15 protein-coding genes and 2 pseudogenes are annotated in these 15,670 nt (G+C 43.1%); all 17 read right to left on the reverse strand.

Annotated features, from left to right (window positions below; genetic code table 11):
* Positions 1 to 118: 118 nt before the first annotated feature.
* Positions 119 to 1,204, reverse strand: coding sequence for an NAD-dependent epimerase/dehydratase family protein (locus tag T515_RS14485; protein ID WP_036612736.1), 1,086 nt, complete (start codon positions 1,202 to 1,204; stop codon positions 119 to 121).
* 104 nt (positions 1,205 to 1,308) lie between these two features.
* Positions 1,309 to 2,787 carry a nucleotide sugar dehydrogenase gene (locus tag T515_RS14490; protein ID WP_036612738.1) on the reverse strand — a complete coding sequence of 493 codons (1,479 nt, stop codon included), beginning with the start codon at positions 2,785 to 2,787 and terminating at the stop codon, positions 1,309 to 1,311.
* Positions 2,788 to 3,046: 259 nt separating this feature from the next.
* On the reverse strand, positions 3,047 to 3,883 hold the full coding sequence (locus tag T515_RS14495) for a PTS system mannose/fructose/sorbose family transporter subunit IID (protein ID WP_036612740.1): 837 nt from the start codon (positions 3,881 to 3,883) through the stop codon (positions 3,047 to 3,049).
* A 1-nt stretch (position 3,884) separates the two neighbouring features.
* On the reverse strand, positions 3,885 to 4,742 hold the full coding sequence (locus tag T515_RS14500; protein WP_036612743.1) for a PTS mannose/fructose/sorbose/N-acetylgalactosamine transporter subunit IIC: 858 nt from the start codon (positions 4,740 to 4,742) through the stop codon (positions 3,885 to 3,887).
* A 23-nt stretch (positions 4,743 to 4,765) separates the two neighbouring features.
* Positions 4,766 to 5,263 (reverse strand): PTS system mannose/fructose/N-acetylgalactosamine-transporter subunit IIB, encoded by a 498-nt coding sequence (locus T515_RS14505; RefSeq protein WP_036612746.1) that lies wholly within the window; start codon positions 5,261 to 5,263, stop codon positions 4,766 to 4,768.
* A gap of 77 nt (positions 5,264 to 5,340) precedes the next feature.
* Entirely contained in the window at positions 5,341 to 5,769 is a 429-nt protein-coding gene (locus T515_RS14510; RefSeq protein WP_036612748.1) for a PTS sugar transporter subunit IIA, read from the reverse strand.
* Between the two features lie 277 nt (positions 5,770 to 6,046).
* Positions 6,047 to 7,360, reverse strand: a complete 1,314-nt coding sequence (locus tag T515_RS14515) for an extracellular solute-binding protein (protein ID WP_081832851.1) — start codon at positions 7,358 to 7,360, stop codon at positions 6,047 to 6,049.
* A gap of 5 nt (positions 7,361 to 7,365) precedes the next feature.
* Positions 7,366 to 8,040 (reverse strand): response regulator transcription factor, encoded by a 675-nt coding sequence (locus tag T515_RS14520; protein ID WP_036612753.1) that lies wholly within the window; start codon positions 8,038 to 8,040, stop codon positions 7,366 to 7,368.
* Positions 8,041 to 8,046: 6 nt separating this feature from the next.
* The gene (locus T515_RS14525) at positions 8,047 to 9,396 is read right to left on the reverse strand and encodes a sensor histidine kinase (RefSeq protein WP_051671785.1); all 1,350 of its coding nucleotides are present in this window, start codon (positions 9,394 to 9,396) and stop codon (positions 8,047 to 8,049) included.
* 1 nt (position 9,397) lies between these two features.
* Positions 9,398 to 10,411 (reverse strand): sugar ABC transporter substrate-binding protein, encoded by a 1,014-nt coding sequence (locus T515_RS14530; RefSeq protein ID WP_036612756.1) that lies wholly within the window; start codon positions 10,409 to 10,411, stop codon positions 9,398 to 9,400.
* 214 nt (positions 10,412 to 10,625) lie between these two features.
* Entirely contained in the window at positions 10,626 to 11,579 is a 954-nt protein-coding gene (gene bsh / locus T515_RS14535; RefSeq protein ID WP_036612759.1) for a choloylglycine hydrolase, read from the reverse strand.
* A 112-nt stretch (positions 11,580 to 11,691) separates the two neighbouring features.
* Complete coding sequence (locus tag T515_RS18510) at positions 11,692 to 12,324, reverse strand: flavin reductase family protein (RefSeq protein ID WP_036612774.1); 633 nt, start codon at positions 12,322 to 12,324, stop codon at positions 11,692 to 11,694.
* A gap of 189 nt (positions 12,325 to 12,513) precedes the next feature.
* A pseudogene (locus T515_RS18515) lies at positions 12,514 to 13,461 on the reverse strand (Rieske 2Fe-2S domain-containing protein); the annotation flags it as partial.
* A gap of 217 nt (positions 13,462 to 13,678) precedes the next feature.
* Complete coding sequence (locus T515_RS14550) at positions 13,679 to 14,188, reverse strand: DNA-deoxyinosine glycosylase (RefSeq protein ID WP_036612762.1); 510 nt, start codon at positions 14,186 to 14,188, stop codon at positions 13,679 to 13,681.
* 285 nt (positions 14,189 to 14,473) lie between these two features.
* On the reverse strand, positions 14,474 to 14,743 hold the full coding sequence (locus T515_RS14555; protein WP_036612780.1) for a hypothetical protein: 270 nt from the start codon (positions 14,741 to 14,743) through the stop codon (positions 14,474 to 14,476).
* A complete protein-coding gene (locus tag T515_RS14560; RefSeq protein ID WP_036612765.1) occupies positions 14,740 to 15,234 on the reverse strand; it encodes a Panacea domain-containing protein in 495 nt (164 codons plus the stop codon). The genes T515_RS14555 and T515_RS14560 overlap by 4 nt, the downstream gene beginning before the upstream one ends.
* Positions 15,235 to 15,461: 227 nt before the next feature.
* A pseudogene (locus tag T515_RS18095) lies at positions 15,462 to 15,560 on the reverse strand (IS66 family transposase); the annotation flags it as partial.
* Between the last annotated feature and the right edge of the window lie 110 nt (positions 15,561 to 15,670).

Consider the following 15,670-nt stretch of genomic DNA (forward strand, 5'->3'; position numbering starts at 1 on the left):
GATTATCATAAAGGAGCCTTGAAAATCTATAGTTATTTCTTCCGATTATGAGAATTTCATCGTCTTAGAATCTTCTCAAAATCCACCTGACACTATCTAAATTATCTCCACCTGCTATTCAGCCATAATACTCTTTATACCACTCCGCAAACTTTCCAAGGCCCTCCCTGATCCCAATGGCAGGTCTGAATCCATAATCCCTTTCCAGAGCTTCACTGTCCGCATAGGTCACAGGCACATCGCCGGGCTGCATTGGAACAAGCTCCTTGTGAGATTCAAAATCATAATCAGCCGGCAGAACTCCCGCGCGGATAAGTTCTTCCTGAAGCACAGTGATGTAGTCCAGAAGATTTTCAGGAGCACCACCGCCGATGTTATAAACCGCATATGGAGGTACCGGAAGCCCATCTTCTCCAAGGGCCTTCTCAGGCGCTCCCTGCATCACACGCAGAACACCCTCAACGATGTCATCAATATAGGTGAAATCCCGCTTACAGTTACCGAAATTAAAAATCTTTATATTCTTTCCGGCACGCAGATTATTGGTGGCACTGAAATAGAACATATCAGTTCTTCCGGCAGGGCCATAAACCGTAAAAAATCTAAGTCCCGTTGACGGAATGTTGTAAAGCTTACTGTATGCATGCGCAAGGAGCTCATTACTCTTCTTGGTTGCAGCATAAAGCGAAACCGGGTTATCAACCTTGTCATCCGTACTGAAAGGAACCTTTTTGTTTCCGCCATATACAGATGAACTTGAAGCATACACAAGATGCTCAACTCCCAGCTCACCACCGTCATAGGAATGACGGCAGGCTTCAAGGATATTGTAAAATCCTATCAGATTACTGTTAATGTAAGTGTCCGGATGGTCAATGGAATACCTGACGCCTGCCTGAGCCGCAAGGTTAACTACAACTGACGGCTTGTACTCAGCGAACACATCAAAAACCGCCTTACTGTCCGAAAGATCAGCCTTGATAAAAATCCACTTGTTTCCGGTTTCCTCTGCAGTTTTCTCAACCTGCTTAAGACGCCACTCCTTAAGTTCAACCGGATTATAATCTGTGATGCAGTCGAATCCCACTACTGTCACATCATTAAAATCCTTAAGAACTCTCATGGCCAGATTTGATCCTATAAAACCGGCTGCACCGGTAATGAGAATTGTTTTCCCGTTTAATTCAATCTTATCTTTAGTCATAACCTGATATTCCCCAAAGTTCTTTCACCTTACTTATAAATGCATTCTTTTCTCTATCTATGTGAAATGTCTTGCATGAACAATACATTTTCCAAGATTTATACTTAGTCTCTTCCAAAAAGATCCCTTGTATAAACCTTATCCTTCACATCATCAAGACACTCATTGTATCTGTTTGCAATGATGGCGCCGCTTCTCTTTTTAAACTCCGTAAGGTCATTCACAACCTCAGAACCGAAGAAGGTAGTTCCATTCTCAAGTGTAGGCTCAAAGACTATAACCTTGGCGCCCTTGGCCTTGATTCTCTTCATGATACCCTGAATAGATGACTGTCTGAAATTATCGGAATTGGACTTCATGGTGAGTCGATAAACTCCCACAACTACCTCATGCTCCTTATCAGGATCAAATCCCTCGGAATTACCATAGGCTCCTGCGATATCAAGTACTCTGTCCGCAATGAAATCCTTACGGGTTCTGTTGGATTCCACTATTGCTTCAATCAGATTCTCAGGAACGTCCTTGTAGTTTGCAAGAAGCTGCTTTGTATCCTTAGGAAGGCAATATCCGCCATAACCGAAAGACGGGTTGTTGTAATGTGTACCGATTCGAGGGTCCAGACTTACACCATCTATGATGTCCTTAGTATTCAGTCCCTTTGACTCCGCATAGGTATCAAGCTCATTAAAGTATGATACACGAAGCGCGAGATAAGTATTGGCAAAAAGCTTTACTGCCTCGGCTTCCGTTAATCCCATGAACAGAGTGCTGATACCCTTCTTGATGGCTCCCTCCTGAAGAAGTGCCGCAAAAGTATGTGCCGCCTCAACCAGACGCTCATTGTTCTTATCAGTTCCAACGATAATTCTCGAAGGGTACAGATTGTCATAAAGTGCCTTTGACTCACGAAGGAACTCCGGACTGAAGATAATGTTTTCGGTGTTATACTTCTTTCTCACCGACTCTGTATAGCCAACCGGAATAGTAGACTTGATAACCATAATGGCCTTAGGATTCACCTTAAGAACCAGTTCAATGACCGCTTCAACAGCGCTTGTATCAAAGTAGTTCTTCTTTGCATCATAGTTTGTAGGCGCCGCAATGACAACAAAATCCGCATCCCTGTAAGCAGCCTCTCCATCAAGAGTCGCCGTAAGGTCAAGTTCCTTTTCGGCAAGGTACTTCTCTATATACTCATCCTGAATCGGTGATTTTCTGTTATTGATAAGTTCAACCTTCTCAGGGATAATGTCTACCGCCGTAACATGATTGTGCTGAGCCAGCAGTGTCGCAATGGAAAGTCCGACATAACCGGTACCGGCCACCGCGATATTCATAGGTGATTTCGCTTCAAAAGTCATAGCTCCATCATAGTCCAAAAAAACCTCCGTAGGATCAAATCCCAATACCGAAGCGATTTTTTCAAGCTGCTGTATGGATGGCACATACTCCATTGACTCAATATGGCTGAACATGGCGCGATTTATACCAGTTGCATCAGCAAGCTGCTGCTGTGTCATCTTCTTCTCTTTACGTTTAGTACTTACAAGCTCTGCCAGCTTTTCCTGTGATAATGTCTTCATACTGTTTATATCTCCTTGTGTTATTATTAATAACAATTCCTCTTTGCTATAAAATTACAGTCAGTATAAGATATCACTGTGTATTTTGCAATGTTTTCCAAGAGTCTTTACTATATGTTGCAAATAATTAATAAAGCCGGCAGGAGAAATGTTATTATAAATAACATTTCTCCTGCCGGCTTTTCTAAACTCCATATTAACGAAGCGCCTGCAAATGCGCTATTAAAATTTTTGCCTCTTGGTAACTCACCAGTCAGTCTTAATATGAAAGACCCGGATTGAAGAATCCAAGTACTACACCTGCGAAGGCGATAACCACAAGGAGAAGCATAACCTTGATAGGGCTGAACTGCTTCTTGGCCATGAGCCACCAGCAGAAGATTACTACGATAGCTGTAAGCACTCCCGGGAATACTCCATCGAGTTTCTCCTGGAGAACCATGTAAGCCTCACCGCTTGCATTTACGAGATGGAAGCTGGTCTTTACACTGACCCATGTGGCACTTACCGCACCGATTACTATACCGCCGAGTGTTGTGACTGCCTCACGGATAGCCATTCCTATATCGCCTACAAGGAACTCAACAGCTTTTGTACCCATCTGATAACCCTTGTTATAGATGAACTTCATTCCGAAGTAAGCGAACAGGTTCCAAACCAGCATGTAGAATATAGCACCCATCGGAGAGCCGCCGCCTGACATACCCATGGCGATACCGAGAAGGATCGGGATCACAGTTCCTACTACAAGTGAATCACCGATACCGGCGATAGGTCCCATGAGACCTGCACGGAGACCGTTGATAGTCTCTGAGTCTACCTCTTTATTTCCATTGGCTCTTGCCTCCTCAAGTCCGGCTGTCACACCGACTATGATTGCACCGAGCTGAGGCTCTGTATTAAAGAAAGCACGGTATGTATCCATTGCCTCAGCCTTCTTGTCTTCGTCATCATAAAGCTCATCTACTATAGGAAGCATGGAGCAGAGATAGCCAAAGGTCTGCATGTGCTCCTGAGAGAAGCATGTCAGGTTACCGTAATACCAGTTATGAAAAGCTTTTGATAATGTCTTCTTCGATATTTTCTTCTCAGCCATTTTAAATGTCCTCCTCGTCATCATCCCAGTTATTGTTTGAAGCATTGGCTGCTGCAGGTGCTGCCTTCTTGAGCTGAAGCATCTTAAGGTTGTAGATAACAATTGCAAACATTGCCGCAACAACTGTTGCACTTACAAGATTAAGGCCCATAGAAGCTGCCAGTGTAAATCCGAAAAGATATGGTACGAAATCAATTACCGATCTGACGATCTGCTTTAAAAGGATTGCGATTCCAACGCAGGGAAGAAGTGCACCAACTGTGAAGAGTGTCTTCATTGGGATTCCATCCATAGGAAGTGATGTCTTGATGAGATTTACAACAGGCTCACCGAGGAGACACATAACTACTGTAGGAATAAGTGAAAATGTGATATGTGATATCCATGGAAGAACCATGTCTACAAGATAAAGCTTATGATACTCTCTGTTATCAACCCACTTCCAGCCCATGTGCTGCCAGATGAGGTTCATAGTAGCTGTTCCGTAAAAAAGAACAGTTCCGATAGTACCTACCATGGTTCCGAATGATGTTGCAAGAGCGATACCTTCTGCTGAATCAGCAGCAAGTCCGTAGCTCTTCAGGGCAAGCATCGCAAGAGGGATACCGATATAAGATACGGCACGAACGTCTGCTGAAACTGTTCCGCCCGGTGTTACAAGCGCGATATAAACAACCTGCATCGCACATCCAACCAGGATACCTGTCGGGATATCTCCCAAAACGATACCGCATATAAGTCCGCCAACCAGAGGACGTCCCAGTGTGTAGTTACCGATAGATGTTCCGCCAAGTCCCGGCATACTTGAAAGAGATGCAAACAAACCGAGAATTATAGCCTGAATAACACTTATGTTCATGATTAATCTCCTTAGTTTATCATTTAGTTAAAGCCAAACTGACCTCTGAACTTGTTCCAGTTACCGATAGATGTTTCTTTAAGAAGTGCAAACTCTACTTCATAGCCTTTGTTCTTGATATCCTCAAGAGCCTGTGCCTCTTCCTGAGTGATCGACTGATTGTTTCCAAGCTTTACAGCTCCCGGTCTATCGTTGCAAGGTCCAACGATGACAGTCTTGACATCGCCTGGTACAAAACCTGCATCAACAAGTATCTTCTTCATATCAACCGGATTCTTGGTGATAACGAAGTAACGTGTATCTGACTCGATTACCTTCTTGCTCTTGGCGATGAACTCATCTACGCCCCATACAAAGGTCTTCTTGTCAGAAGCACTCTTGTAAGCAGCCTTCAAAACAGGACTTGCTGCCGCTGCATCATTAACTGCGATGAGTCCGTCACAAGGGTACTCAAGTGCCCATCTTGTTACTGTCTGTCCATGGATCATTCTGTCATCAATTCGTAAAAATGTTACTGCCATATCTTCCTCCTCTATAAAGGCATATTTTTGCCGTTTATCTCTGCCATAGAGCTGCAGATCCAACCGGCTCATATAATTTAAAGTTCTTCTTCCTCATCCTCTGCTTCAATCCTGAACTCGTGCAACTGGTCTCTTGCACCCTCCAGAGCATCTGCAAGAACTTCATCAGTTTCTGCATCATCTTTTCCCATCACTGTTGTGATGACCAGCGGAAGATTCATTCCTCCAAACATCCTTGTTCTTCCGAGAAGTCCCAGCTCAGAGATAACATTGGCTGCATTGGTAAGTGGTGAACCGCCGATCAGATCACCAAAAAGTATGATCTCATCTTCTTCCTTTACTGCCTTGAGCATCTCTCTAACGTTCTCGCAAAACTCATCTGCACCCATGCCGTCCTTAAGACTTGTTGCCAGAAGATCTTCCCTGTCTTCTCCGGCAAGCATGCAGGCCGCACTCCTCAGCCCCGGAGCAAATTCACCGTGACTGACCAGTACAACATATTTCATACATATACCTCCCCTTTGAGAACCCAGCCCATTACACACTTTCTGTAAGAGCTTAAGTTACTTACAACAGTTACTTCAAATCATCAGCTGCCCGGCCCGTAAACCGGAGCCACGTTCTGTCTGATCACACAGATACTATAACGATTTCAAAACATTAAATCAGGTAACATGCGTCACTGATTCAACAAGTAATTTGTACTCCAAAGGACATGACATTTGTCATTTGTAAAAAAAGAGTTCTCCGCAGCAAGTGCAGAGAACTCTTTAACCTTAATATTTAATAGCTTAATTTCTTTATGTAATTGTTGATCCTTCGGTTCCATATGATCTGTTCCATACGGATATTGGACTTATCCTCAAGAATCGAGTCCACCGCAGTGGTCACCTCAGTCTCCAGCTCCTCATAATCGGGAAAGCGGTTTTCATTTTCCGCTCTTTCCATGACATAAGTAATCACATCTCTGTCCAGAACCACTCCGTAACGGTCCAGCACATACTCTTCCATCGCAGGATCTTCCGTAACTGACTTAAGGGGTGACAGCCCCTCTGAATAGTCATATATCTCTTTTTGTATGGCCTCAGTCGCTGTAAGGGTCTTTATGAACCTCCAGGCATCCCTTTTACTGTGTGAATCAGATGATATGGCAACAGTGAGTGTGTCCAGTCGCGAAACATTGTCACCTGCAGTACCTGCCGGCATGGATGTATAGCCCCACTCAAAATCCGAGTAGTTCTGATAGCTCAGGTCATTCTGGACCCTCGCCCTGTATGTTGCAAAGGACATCGGCTCGAATGCAACCACTCCCTTATAGAAATCACCGGCGGAGATCACCTTGCCTTTCGGAAGCTTTGACAGCTGCTCCAAAAGTATCAATGCCTCATTTATGTTATCTCCTGTAAAGTCACAGGCTGTACCCTTGTCATTGAAAAGCTTTACCCGGTTTGCTGCAAAGGCATCCTTCCAGCTGTAATCTATGACCCCATACTGCCCGGAAGCCTCTCCTTCCGACACACCTGTCATCCTGCAGGCCTCATAAAACTCATTCCAGGTCCAGTCCTTCCGAGGTTCCGGAATGCCGTTGTCCTGAAGCAATGTCCTGTTCATGACCATAATTACGGGTGAACATTCATACGGAAGTGCGTACAGCATATTTCTGTATCGTCCACTCTGAAGAGCCTTTTCATAAAACACATCCTCGGAAAAATCATTGTCATGCTTCATGAAACCATCAAGGCTCTGCATCGCACCTATTTCCGCAAAGCTTTGGAAACTATCTGAGGGAACCAGAAAAACATCCGGCATCTTCCCCTCTGCCTTCTTCCCGGAAAGCCACTCCTGATACTGGTCTCTCGTGATGCCGCTCACATATTGAACTCTGACTCCCGGATTTTCCTTTTCAAAAAGATCGATGGCATCATCAAGTATCTTGTAGGAATTACCATTCTGCAGACTCCAGTAACTTCCCGCAAAGGCTCCGACTGTGAGCACATTCTGACTTCCGGGACTTAGAGGAAGAAAGCCATATACGACAAGTACGGCCAAAAATACCAGCACAGCGCTTAGTAGTAATCTGTATCTTCTTTTCACCATAGTCCTCACAAGTTGTCTATATATTTATTGACCGTACCGGTCTGAACCGCCCATATGGCGAGCTGGGTTCTGTCTCTTAGGTTCAGCTTACTGAGCACAGTACTGAGTGTGTTCCTAACCGTACCCTCAGAGAGATCAAGCTTTGCCGCGATTTCCTTATTGGAGAGTCCTCTGCCCACAAGCACTACGACTTTCCATTCATTCTCCCGGAGGTCCTTCACCATATCGTCGTCAACTTCATTGGCAATGTTTGATTTGGCCATCTGAGAAAAAAGATTCACCACCTTGGAAGTCACCGCTTCGTTGATTATAGCTGTACCGTTGTAAACCTTTCTTATGGCATCCGAAAGCTCCGTTACCGAGATACCTTTAAGGAGGTAGCCGCTTGCCCCGTACTTAAGCGCATCAAACACATATTTGTCATCATCAAAGGTTGTAAGGATGATGATTTTTATCTCAGGATACTGTTCTTTGATGATCTGTGTACACACCACTCCGTCCATACCCGGCATTCTGATATCCATGAGGATGATGTCCGGCTTTTCGTTTCTGACCGAACGGATGACTTCCCTGCCGTCAGAGACAGCATCCGTAACCTGAAAATCCGGTGTATTCTTCAGTATGATCATGAGACTCTGTCTCAAAAGCTCCTGATCATCAGCAATCAAAATCTTAATCATTTTACTTTAATCCTCTTTTTCTTCTGCACTGTTGCCCCATCTTATGGGAATTGAGGCATAGATCGTAAAGCCATCAGAACCGTCATAGCTAAGCGTTCCTTTCAGGAGACTGAGCCTCTCCTGCATATGGTGGAGGCCGAAGCCTTTATACACTTTTCCGCAGCCGATTCCGTTATCCTTAATCTTTATGTTCAGAAGTCCGTCTTCTCTTCCGATGCCAATGTCTATGACATCAGCCTTACCATGGCGGATAGCATTGGTCACACTCTCCTGCACGATTCTGTATATGGCATCCTCCTCATCCTGACTTAAATTAAGGAGTGACGTGGTACAGTTGTAATTGATGGTAATGCCTGTAGACCTCATGGTTTCATCGATTATCTTGAGAAGCGCATCCTCAAGCTTTAGTCTCTCCAGTGCGTCAGGTCTCAATGCTTTCACCGATTGTCTGACATCTGTGATGCCCTGTCTCGCAACCTCCTCGATGGCCTTGAGCTGCTCCTTGGTGGCATCCGGCGCAATATCCATAAGCATGATGCAGGCTTCTATACCTGTGACGATTCCTGTGAGGGCATGCCCCAGGGTATCATGTATCTCCTGTGCAAAACGGTTCCTCTCTCTGGTCTCCGCAGCACTTACCAGCTCCTCAGTATACTCCTCCAGCTGCTTGTTTGCCTCCGCAAGCTTGTGATTTGCAATTGAAAGCTCTCTGTAAAGCGCCGCGATCCTCTCCTTCTCACTCATCTGTTCCAGTATGAGGAACACCATGTAGAGAATGAAGATAAACACATCTATAAGGAACATGATGTTGATGGCACCGGAGAAAACAGAAGCGACATCAGGCCGGTAGTAGGTCCATATTTGGTTTACAGAAACCGGATTGGCATACCCTGAAAGAACATTGCCGTTAAGTACCAGATCCACACAGGAAAGCAGTACGATATAAAGGATCTTTTTACTCCAGTCTATCCTGTTTCTGACTATATCCGCCAGTATCAGAAGTACCATTACCGTATAGGACAGCCCTGTACAGTAAAACAGTCCGGCACTGACTGCGATCTCAAGCCACAGCTTCACTATGAGTTCTATATGATTGTTACACTCTATGGACAGCAGTAAAAGCAGGCTTATGTACAGAATCCCGGCGATAACCGGAATCTTCCAGTAAACTATGGTTGCATGGCACTTTGTGATAAGGTCAAATGCATTGCCCTCCAGTATAAACCCGTGCATGGCATGCGCCGTTACCAGAGTGATAAACATTATCATGAGACAATTGAACAGCTGCATCAAAGAAAAAAGCTGAGCAGATACCCTCTTGATCCCATCCCGATTCTGATTTAATACTTCTTCCATCCTACTGCCACCTGTCTATGGTAAATGATGCAACATTAGATTTAGTGACCACCTGAACGGGAACCACAACTTCACCCGGGACGGTTTCTCCGTTAAGAAGTGCATACAGGGAGTCTGCTGCCTCCGTACCGATACGTGTCGGAAACTGGGCCGCCGATGCCTGCATCCTGCCTTCATTGATGAGAGCTTTGGCATCAGGGGATGCATCTACACCATATAACTCGACCTGATCAAGCATACCGTACTTCTCAAGAGCTGTTGCTGCACCAAGCGCTGCAAAGTCATTTAAGCAGAACACCACATCAAATTCTTTGCCCGACTGTATAAATCCCTCAAGTCCGGGAAGTGCTATCTCATACTGTCCCTCACAGGGTATCTCCCCTACAAGATTTGTTTTCTCGTTTTGACTGACAGCATCAAGAAAACCCTGTACCCGCTGGCGCCCGGACATAGCTTCATCGTGTGTCATAACAACCACTCTGGAGCCCTCCGGATGTTTGGAGCAGTAGTACTGTCCTATAGCTTTTCCAGCATTATAATTGTCAGACTTGATAGTCACATCTGCAAGCTCCGGATCTTCAAGTTCCGTGTCCACGACCACTATCTTTACACCCCGGGATTTTGCCTTTTTCATCACTTCCGTAAGTGCAGACGCATCAACCGGAGTTACCACCAGCGCATCTATACCCATATCAAGCATCTCTTCTATCTGAGATATCTGTCGTTCCACACTAAGCGCCGGGTCTCTCAAAACTATGTTGTCGCCCTGCGCTTCAACTCTGTGATTTATCTGCTCGTTCACGATCCCGTAAAACTCGTTGTTCATAGTCATATAAGTGACTCCGATGAGATGAGCATTTTCCTTCTGGCTGGCGGAAAAATCCGGTTTCACACTGAAATAGACCATGATCGACACAAAGCTCATCACCACCATCAGCACTCCTATGATACGGATTATATGTATATATCGTATTGATGAATCACTGCCATGGGCGATTCTTTTTTTATAAGACATATTCGTTCCTTCATTTATTTAATTTTGCTAAGAATCACACTTCGTTTTATTTTTAACAAAATCGAGTGGCATTGTAAATATTTTTGCACAATAAAAAAGAAACCTCCACTAGTGATATGTACTCTCCCTTCCGGTTGTCCGGTAAAGAAGGTATCTATCACTAGCTTGAGCCTCTTTTTTTATTATGCATCATAGCAGAAAACGCTTCTGCCTGTTAGTCACCGACAACAAATAACTCTTTTCCATTCAAATCATAGTCCTTCATGTGAACACTTTTTATTGCCGGGTCTTCATAAGTATTGAAGTAATAGGTATCTGTAGCTGAAGAAAATCCTCCGGTGTAAATAGTTTTCTCGTACATTCCATCATGCATTTCTGCTGCACCGTCTATCATGGCAACACCTGACAGAGTGTGGAACATTCTGGAAACGTTCTCATCCTCATTGGATTTTACAGGATAGTGGTTATTCAGATATGCTGCCCTGACAAATCTGGATGTGGAATAGTAATCTCCCGGTAACCCTCGCATCATGGAGCCAGAACCGAAAGGTGTCATCTTCACATCTTTCCAGACAACCTTTTCCGGCATATCGCTATCAAGATTCATGTAGTTACGAAGATTCTCGCGATGCCACTCGAACCCCGGCTGATTAGCCAGTACATCAACATCATTTTTATAGACTTCCATGTGATTTTTTGTGTACTCGACCACAATGCTGCGTTTGGCATCGCCTATGATCCAATGCAGCATCGATACCGGATATTTCTCATTTATCGGCCATGCCACTATAGCTACAGTTTCAAGCGCCTTTTCCACTTCAGCAACAGTAGAAAAATTCATGCAAATCCAAAGCGGAAACTCGTATGCCGCTATGTTTGTTTTACCTTCGACCGGTGCAGGCTCATACTGTGCGTAACCCGGAAAGTTTAACCCGGCAATGGAAAGCCCTGCATCATTTCCGCAGTCAAAATACAGCGGAATCCCTTCCTGCACAATTCCCATTCCAATAAGCGGATACTTGACACTCAGCTTTCCCTGAAATGCAGAATTCAAGACATAAGCTTTGGGAGTGATCATGACCTTCTGTCCGTATCCTACCGACCAATCAAGATTTCTGCCAAGATACATATTTCCCTTATCGTCACTAAATCTAACAGCTGTACACATATTGTTCACCCTACCTAGAAACTTTTCACAACACAACTCTGTTTAAATGACTTTGTTTCATAGATGCCATATAGAACATCTTCACTTGTTCATAGTATATCACTTTACTGCTTCATCCTATTATCTTTTCAAAATCCGCTTTAGGATGCTTACATATCGGGCAAATGAAATCATCCGGCAGCTCTTCCCCTTCCCATTCGTATCCGCATATGGTACATCTCCAAACAGTATTCCCTGTTGCTGTTTTTCCAACAGGCTGGGGCTTTGGTTTGATGTTCTTCTGATAATACTCATAGGTGCAGGAAGCAGCATCCGACAGCACCTCCATCATGACCGGTTCACATATAAACAAGGTATGGGAGCCCAGATCCACGGATTCTTTCACTTCCAATGAGAAGTAAGCATTGGTTCCCTTTGTTATATAAGGAATATCATTTTCCGCAATCCTGTAATCCTTCGCATTGAAGCTCTCGTCAAACTTATCAACGTCTCTTCCGGATTGAAAACCGAAGTGCTTAAAAAGCTCGAACTCCGCTTCTGTACTTATGACAGAAACATTGCAGCGACCTGTTTCTGTCAGCATGTCATGGGTGTAATTTGCCTTGTTTACCGCAATTGAAATCCGGTTAGGCGAAGATGCCACCTGAATCGCAGTATTGATGATACAGCCATTGGTCTTTTTGCCATCTTTGACCGTACATACAAAAAGGCCGTAGGAAAGCCTGTACATCGCCTTTGTATTCATCTCTGATTTTAGGTTAAGCTCATTGCCATCGGTTTTAATACTGTTTTCAGACATAGTCACATCTCCTTTACGAAAACTCAATTTCCTCAAAAACTCATGATCAAAAGTTCCGGCTCCAACATTTGATTTATCATCAGAAGAAGCCGATGCATAAGCATCATCCTTCACTGTACTTTCCTTCTGAAGTTCAGCCCTTCTCCTTCTGTATTCAAGTATGGGCAGATCCGACGCCAAAAGACATTCTCCTATGAACATTCCGGTTTTCTTCGGAAGCTCAGTCTCTACGATCCGTTTATCCTGCCGTTCAATGATTCTGTTGGCAATACTTCCTAATATGGCTATCACCCTGTCTATAGCCTTAATCCCCGTAAATCTGTTGTAGAATCTCAATGCGATAATTGCATGTTCATCGTCAACCGGTATAAAAAACGCAAGTATCATCAGCTTATCGGTGACATGATTAAGCCACATATTGGGAAACTTAAATGTCAGATTTGTACTTTTTAGCACGCTCTCTTCTGAAGATTTAGGAGTCTGTCCCACATCAACTTCATTGTCGGCACTGGTCTTAAGTGTGTTTCTGTCAATCCATACCACCTTCGGTCCGTTACACAGTGTTTTATTTCCACGTCCAATGGTATCACGATGAACAAATGCAAGATGCGAAACATCAAGCTGATTCTCTATGACCCTCGAGTAGTCAACAGACCAAAAGTCCTCCATATGATCATAGCTGTAGGATGAATCCTTAATCACATCAAATACATCCGGATCTATATCAGGTTCTCCCTCACCATACCATACAAAAATGATGCCTCCTATCTCTCTTGTATGGTAACGTTTCATATGGAATCTTGAATGGTCATAAACCGAAGCTCTTCCTTCAGCCGGAACATACACACATTTACCATTGATATCATATTCTATGCCGTGAAACGGACACTTGATATGTTCATTACTGATCCAGCCTTTTTCAAGAGAGGCTTTCCTGTGCGCGCACCTACTGTTAAGACAGCCTATCTCTCCACTCTCTGTCCTGAAAAAAACTATATCCTCACCGAATCTCCTGACGCCTATAATCTTTCCCTTCTTGAGTTGATGTGATGAAAGAACTGCATACCATTGATTTTTAATCATATGTAATCCTCCATTTTGTAAAGCCTATTGTTTAATGACTACTGCCTTTCATACCATCTTACTAACAGCTCCCAAACTGATTATCACATATTTCTATTAACTGTATTTTAAATTATCAATCACTTATCAGAAAAATTCATCGCAACTATTCCTATTCCCCGTATTCTTAATACAACGGACATCACTCATGATCCGGCCACCACAAGATATAATCCTGTTAGATTTCATGTATCACTTTCCATGCTTCGATCAGCCTGTCAAGATTCCATGCCGCGTTGGCCGGACTTGTGGAAGGAAGGCAGACGGCCTTGATTCCAAGGGACTTTTCAATATATTTTTTATAATACTTTTCTGCAGTCTTCCCGTTCACATAGATTCTTTCTATACTTGCTGTATCAAGTATAAGTCTTAAATCATTCGGAATAACATCCTTTATACTTGAATCCGATGAACCGACTATCTCACAGGAATGAATAACATCCCACAGAGCAACATGATTTCTCAAAAGAAAATCACGTTTTTCAGAAACTGTATCAGGTACTCTTTCATGAAAAACAGCGGCCATGACCTTCCAAAATCTGTTTTGTGGATGCCCATAAAAAAACTGTGCCTCCCTTGATTTGACAGAAGGAAAGCTTCCAAGAATAAGAACTTTTGAATTATCATCGTATAACGGTGGGATGGGATGTATGATCATTTCTTTCCTCTTTGGTAAAATACTTATCATATGCAGCAACTACAGGTAGATCCACCAGCACTAAATTTTTTATAAAGATAAATGATTAAACGACAATTGGCCGCACGGCCAGATACTTAATCCAGTCGTGCGGCCACTTTAACTTAACAGAAACTACCTACCATTAGTACATGCCCCAAATGTTATTCACCCTGACAGAACCAGTTTACTGTATACTCAGTTCATTGCATCAACTATCATTTGTGCTTGGAATTCTTCAACAAGTGCTAACGCATCTATATATGCGCCCTCATAATCTGTACGAAAATCAGACAACTAATCTCTAAGATTTGAAATATTGACAACCGTCTGCTTATGCGTTCTTAAATATGAATCCTTTGTAAGAAAAGTAAACTTTGCAGTATCCAAAGGCATGTCATATTTAGGATGAACTCTACTACGGTCCGTAATTGATGAAATCGGCAATACAACATAATCTCCAGCATCAGCTTGTCCAATTATCAAACAAGGTCTACTTTTGAATTTCTGTTTTTTTGCGATGACATCATAATAAGGAACCAAAGATTTATATGCTTTTCCTATCATTTGGTTTCCTCATAATCTTCAAATTCGTCAAGATACATATCATAGATCGAGTCATATGGTCTTACTTTTTCTGAATCAATCTTTATATCTTCTAGATTAAGCTCAACATTTCCATGCTGATTTATATCTAATCCTCTTCGAGAATTCTTCCACGAAATCTCCTCATGAGAGATTTGACTAAGCTTCCATGAAGCTAACTCACCGTATTGTAGAATCATATTTTTGACAATATATGCTGCCGAATCTGAAATATCCTTTGCATCCCCCTGATTCATTATTCCGTCATAAAAATGAATTCTTACAGATACGCATACAGGTCCGTACTTCCACCCTTCAAATGCTTCACTAAATAACGGTTCTCCTGTAATTGCCAAACTTTCTCTCTGCGATAAGTAAAGCAATTTGTGTAACTTCATTTCATCTATTGCCTCGCCAGAAATTTTTCTATACTCTTCGCAAATATAGCTAGCAATATTCATCACCTTATCCATGTTTTCCTCCGTTCTTTTCTTGCTTAAAACGCCATTCACAATGGCACCAATAAAAGAAATACAAGAAAAGACATCTTTCCATGTATAAGATATCACAGAAATACTCATTTATGTATGAATTTTTCGTTAAGTAACTTTTATGTTAACTTCCGCACTCTCAACCGTAAGCGCTCAACGTTATTTGAGCACCATAACCTAACTATCTGAAGAGCTTCGGTTTTCCGATCGGCTGAAGGTATCGCCTCATAAAACTTACGTCGGAAATGTGCCAAACATCCACAGCGAATGACTCCATTTGGCAGATTATTGTATCCCTGATAACGTTCTTAAGGCATACTATAAACATCTCATAATCCCATTCTTCCTTGAAAATACTGGATCTTCTGTTCCCCCGGCTCATCACATGATATATTGCCCCCGGATACCATATCCGTTT

Source organism: Oribacterium sp. P6A1 (assembly GCF_000702885.1).
In the GTDB taxonomy this organism is placed as follows: domain Bacteria; phylum Bacillota; class Clostridia; order Lachnospirales; family Lachnospiraceae; genus Oribacterium.